Annotated in this window: 2 protein-coding genes and 2 pseudogenes; all 4 read left to right on the plus strand. The window is 28.2% G+C overall.

Annotation, left to right across the window (positions count from 1 at the left end; translation table 11 throughout):
- Positions 1-499 (plus strand): annotated as a pseudogene (locus tag LJD34_RS15250) (N-acetylmuramoyl-L-alanine amidase family protein); the annotation flags it as partial.
- Between the two features lie 26 nt (positions 500-525).
- A complete protein-coding gene (locus LJD34_RS15255; RefSeq protein ID WP_147580435.1) occupies positions 526-2,802 on the plus strand; it encodes a GH25 family lysozyme in 2,277 nt (758 codons plus the stop codon).
- Positions 2,803-2,870: 68 nt separating this feature from the next.
- Positions 2,871-3,947, plus strand: a complete 1,077-nt coding sequence (locus tag LJD34_RS15260) for an acyltransferase (RefSeq protein ID WP_227360300.1) — start codon at positions 2,871-2,873, stop codon at positions 3,945-3,947.
- A gap of 116 nt (positions 3,948-4,063) precedes the next feature.
- Positions 4,064-6,510: pseudogene (locus tag LJD34_RS15265) on the plus strand (hypothetical protein); the annotation flags it as partial.

Raw genomic sequence — 6,510 nt, forward strand, 5'->3', positions numbered from 1 at the left:
TATGAACATCTATGGAAAAACTTATTATGAAGGCTATATGGTTACTGGTTGGTTAACTTTAGGTAGTGATTGGTATTATTTTGATAGTACAGGTAAAAGACTTACAGGATTACAAAAAGTAGGAAACAATTTGTTTTATTTTAATGATAGTGGTAAAATGCAAACAGGTTGGCAAAAAGTCAGCAATAAATGGTACTATTTTGATGATTCAGGCTATGGACAAAGTGGCTGGAAGAAACTAGGGAATACATGGTTTTATTTTAATAGCCAATATCAAATGTTAACAGGTTGGCAAAGAATTAATGGTAAGTGGTACTATTTAAGTACAGGTGTTATGGAAATATATGGGAAAACTTATTATGAAGGTTATATGGTTACTGGATGGCTTCAATTAGAGAATAAGTGGTATTATTTAAAAAGTGATGGTTCGATGGTAACAGGTTATTATAAAGTTGGAAATAAGACATATTATTTTAATAGCAGTGGTGTTATGCAGTAATAATATTTTTAGGGGGAGGAAAGATTTTGAAAAAGTTTTTTGGTTATTTGTTTTTGGTTTTTGGAATGGCTTTTGCATTGAGTTATTTTCAAAATAGTTCTGTAAATGCATTAGATGGAAGTTATGATGATGCAATTATGGGACAAAGTAGTCATATTGATCAAGATGAAAATAAAATAGAAGATGCAAAGGAAGAAAATTCTTATAGTTTACGAACTATGATTCAAAATGGTTGGTTTTATCAAGGAAATAAAAAATGTTTTCGTGATAATGATGGTCATGTTATTGGTGAAAATGTTAAAAAGGTTATTGATGTTTCACAATACAATGGTCATATTGATTGGAGTAAAGTAAGTAAAACAGATGTAGATGGTGTTATTATTAGAATTGTTTCTCATAAGGGTGGATATTATCATATTGATAAACAATTTGAAAATAATTTAAATGGTTGTAGAAAATATAATATTCCTTTTGGAATCTATATTTATGATTATTCAAATAATGTAACAGATGCTGATAATGAAGCAAAAATGATTTTAAATTATTTATCAATATATAAAATTTCACCTTCAGAACTTTCATATCCTGTTTATTTAGATATGGAAAGACCTGAATTATCAACAACAACGAATGAATTAGTTGTTGATGCATTTGTTAATAAATTAGCAAATAGTAATTATAATACGAAGGTTTATAGCTATCGTTCACTTTTACAAACAAAATTAAATAGTCCAACTATTTATCAACATGTAGATTGGGTAGCTGCTTATACATCATCATTAGGATTTAGTAATAATTGGTATAGAGGTCCTAAAGGATGGCAATATAGCAATGGAGCATTTGTTGATGGTATTAGTGGTTATGTAGATATGAGTGTTTGGTATGATCAAGGTGTTTCTAAATATGATTATGTAGGATGGAAATATTATTATGATCATTGGTATTATGGAAGTAGTAAAAATATTCTACAAATCGGTTGGGAAAAGATTAATGGAAAATGGTATTATTTTAATACTAATGGAATTATGGCCACTGGTTGGATCAGTTTAAATGGTGAATGGTATTATTTAACAAGTAATGGTGATATGGTTACTGGTGCACAAACTATAAACAATAAAGAATACTATTTTACTAGTGAAGGTGTAATGGTCAGAGGATGGCATAAGGAAAATGATAAATGGAAATATTATAGTCCTAAGAAAATGTCAATCTATGGAAGAACATTTGTAGAAGGTGAAAAGGTAACAGGTTGGTTACCAATAAATGATAAATGGTATTATATAGCTGAAGATGGTTATATGGTTACTGGTATTTATAAAGTTGGAAATAGAAAATATCTTTTTATGGAAGATGGTTCTATGAAAACTGGATGGTTTAAAGTAGATGATACTTGGTATTATATTTCTTCTGATGGTGAATTAAGAGCACAATGGGTCAAATCATTAAGTAATTGGTATTATGTAAATGATGAAGGATTGATTCTTACAGGAGATCAAGTTATTAATGGAAGACAATATTATTTCAATGAAGATGGTATTATGTACACAGGATGGATGCAAGTAGGAAATCAATGGAAATATTATAGTCAAGGAACATTAAAAATCTATGGAAAAACATTTGTAGATGGTGAAAAGGTAACAGGATGGTTACCATTAGGGAATAGATGGTACTATATAGCAAATGATGATTATATGGTTACTGGATATTATAAAGTAGGAAATAGTACTTATTATTTTGATGAAAGTGGATTAATGAAAACAGGATGGTTTAAAATCAATGGTGAAGATTATTATGCAGCTTCATCTGGAGCTATTCAAGCACAATGGGTCAAATCATTAAGTAATTGGTATTATGTAGATGTTGATGGAAAAATGGTTACTGGTTATCAAACAATTAATGGTGCGAAGTATTATTTTGCAAGTAGTGGATTAATGCAAAAAGATTGGTTTAAAATCAATGGTGAAGACTATTATGCAGCTTCATCTGGAGCTATTCAAGCACAATGGGTCAAATCATTAAGTAATTGGTATTATGTAGATGTTGATGGAAAAATGGTTACTGGTTATCAAACAATTAATGGTGCGAAGTATTATTTTGCAAGTAGTGGATTAATGCAAAAAGATTGGTTTAAGATCAATGGTGAAGACTATTATGCAGCTTCATCAGGAACTATCCAAGCACAATGGGTCAAATCAGGAAGAAACTGGTATTATGTAGATACTGATGGAAAGATGGTTACTGGAGATTATATAATTGATGGAACGGTCAATCGTTTTGATAACCAAGGTCTTTGGATGAATTAAATAAATTAAAAACCGATCTTACTCATTGTTTTGAGTAAAAATCGGTTTTTGTTTGGAAGGGAATATATATGAAAGAGAAAACGAAAAGAAATTCGTCTATTGAATTATTAAGAATTATTTCAATGATTGGTGTCGTTATTTTACATTATAATAATGCAAGTATGGGTGGTGCATTAGGAATGGTTTTAGATGGCAGTCCTAATCAATATTATTTATATTTAATAGAAAGTTTATTTGTTTGTGCAGTTAATGTTTTTGTAATGATTTCAGCGTATTTTCTAGCTTGTAATCAAAATAGAAAATTAATTAAGATACTAGAATTATTTGTACAAGTTATCGTATTTAATTTAGTTTTTTATGTTTTTGGAGTATTAAGAGGTCATAAAGTATTTACAGTAAGTTCATTGATTAGTAGTTTATTACCCGCTAATTACTTTTTAATACTTTATTCTGTATTATATATTATTAGTCCATATCTTAATTTAATTATTAAACAACTTAATAAAGAACAATTTAAACGCTTATTAATTATACTCATGCTTATTTTTTCAGTTTGGACAATTGTTATAGATGTTGCTGAAAATGTAACAGGAAATACATATTTAGGATTAAGTACTATTGGAATGTATGGAAGTCAATATGGTTATACAATTATTAACTTTGTTTTGGTATATTTTGTAGGAGCATATCTTCGTGTAAATAAAATAACATTATCTAAGAAAAAAGCAGGTATGTGGATTATAAGATGTTTAGCATTTTTATATGCTTTTTCAATGATGGAACATGTTTTACATTTACAATATACAGCAACATGGTATTATAATAATCCAATTATTATCTTAATGTCTGCTTATATTCTTTTATTCTTTATGGATATTCATTTTGAAAGTAAAATAATCAATGAATTAGCTAAAGCTGCTTTTACATGTTTTTTATTTCATGAATTCTTATTAAGACATATTAGAATTGAACAATTTGTTAATAGAGGTATTTTGATTTTAATTGTACATCAATTAGGATCAGCATTAATTATTTATCTTATTTCATACATTGTTTATAAAATATATCATTTATGTTCACATTGGTTCTTTAAACTTATTGAACCTTACATTAATAAAATCAATATTTCAGTTGAAAAGAGGTAACTGTGTTACCTCTTTTGCTTTTTAGAATGAAAAAATGTCGTTTGGTTTTAGATAAGGAGTATTGCATTCAGTTATGATATAATAAGTCTATGAAATATTTATGGGGAGGATAAAACATGAGTAGGAATTTTAAAAAGATTGCTGTAGCATCAGCTCTTGTTGCAGCAACAACATTACCAACTACGATGGTTAGTGCATTAGAAACAAATGTGAAAAATGATTCTAATACACCTGTCACTTTAAGTAGTGAAAGACGTGGCTGGTATGAAGAGTATGGATACAAATATTATTATGATGATAATGGTGAATTACTAAAAGGGCTTCAAGAAATTGATGGGAATACGTATTATTTTTATAGCTATGATGGTCATATGGCATATTCTTCTTGGTATGATGAAGATACAATTACAGATAATGGGTTGATTGTCACTGTTGATAAAAGTGGTATTGTAACGAATCATGCAAATATTGTTGCTGGAGATTGGACACATTATGGGGGTAGATGGTATTACTATGATGCTGATATGAATCCTTATATAGGAGTTAAAACAATTAATGGTATTAAATATTATTTTGAATGGGAAGGTAGATTAGCAACACGTACTTATGAAGGAATATGGGTAATTACATTTAATAGGCAACTTATTGCTTATAATCAAAATGGTGTTGTTACTGATCAACAAGATATTGTAGGAAATAAATGGATTAAAGTTAATAATAAATGGTATTATTTTGATAAAAATTTAAATCCATATCAAGGAGTTCAAAAAGTTGATGGTGTGGAATACTTCTTTTGGAGTGATGGACAATTAGCAACATATGATTATGATGGTATTTCTACAGCAACTTCTAATAATTATTTAGTTAGTTATAATAAAAATGGTATTGTTATAGAAAAAGTAAAAATTGAAGGAAATAAATGGATCAAGTTTAATAATAATTGGTATTACTATGATCAAGATTTATATCCATATCAAGGAATTCATACAATTGGAGATGCAACTTATTATTTTTTGAGTAATGGACAACTTGCAACTTCAGGTTTTGAAGGAAATATTACAACAGTTAGAGAAGGAAATAAATATTATGCCTATGATTATACTGGAAAAGTTGTAGAACAAGTAGATATTGTAGGAAATAAATGGATTGAATTTAATGGTGGAAAATATTATTTTGATTCTGAATTAACTCCATATTCAGGAATTCAAACAATTGATGGTGTAGAATATTACTTTAATTATGGGCAATTAGCTGAATATTTGGATGAAGTTGTTACATCAGGAGATACACTTGCTTATGTAAGAGATGGAAAAGTTATTGAAAAAGCTAAATTTAAAGATAATGAATTGATTTATTTAAATGGTAATTGTTATTACTATTATTTAAATGATGCAGGTTATTATTATCCATATGATGGAGAATATACTGTAGATGGAAAATCTTTGTATTTTATTTATGGTATGCTTCAAACAAGTGACAGTGATGAAATATTAACTGATTATCGAAATGATTATCTTTATGCTTATAATAATAAAGGTGAAATTGTAGATAAGGTTAAGAGAGTAGCTGGATGGAATGAAATTGGAAATGATTGGTACTATGTTTCAAGTGAAATGAATTTTGTAGATGGTATTTATACTGTTAATGGAAAAGAATATTATTTTGAAAATGGTAGATTAATAAAATCTTCTAATGGAATATCTGTTGTTTCATCATATAGAGATGAAAATGATAAAATAGTAACTTATGTCATTGCATATAATAGCGAAGGTGTTGTTGTTGAAAAGAAAAAAGCAGTAGCTAATACATGGATTCAACTTAGAGGAAAATGGTATTACTATGATAAAAACTTGAATGAAGCAGAAGGTATAGAAACTATAAATGGTGTTAAATATATTTTCTCATGGGGAGAATTATTAACAGCATCTGGAAATAATATAGAAGTTACAACTGCTTATGAAAAAGGGAAAATGCTTTTAGTTGCCTATGATAAAAATGGTATCGTTAAAGAAACTACAGTATTAACATCAAGAAAACTTACAGAATTTATAGGTAATAAATATTTATATGACAGATATTATGAACCATGTACAGGATGGCAAGAAGTAGATGGAACTAAATATCATTTTGATGCTGATGGTAAAATGACAACTGGATGGTTAGAAGAAGAAAAAACTTGGTATTATTTAGATAAAGATGGTCAAAAAACAACTGGTTGGTTAACATTAAGTGGTAAAAAATATTACTTTGATAAAGAAGGAAAAATGGTTACAGGAACTGTAAACGTTGATGGAAAAGATTATACATTTAATGAAAATGGTGAATTAAATGTAGAAACTCCTGAAGTAAAATCAGGATGGGTACAATCAGGTAATAAATGGTATTACTATGACAATAACCAAAAAGTAACGGGATATCAAACAATCGAAGGAAAGAAATATTACTTCGATGCTAACGGAGTAATGCAAACAGGATGGTTCAAGATTGACAATGCTGATTACTATGCAACATCTAGTGGAGCTATCAATGCACAATGGGTAGGATCAGGAAATAACTGGTACTA

This window comes from Faecalibacillus sp. MSK20_93, from assembly GCF_020589945.1.
GTDB lineage: Bacteria > Bacillota_I > Bacilli_A > Erysipelotrichales > Coprobacillaceae > Faecalibacillus > Faecalibacillus intestinalis.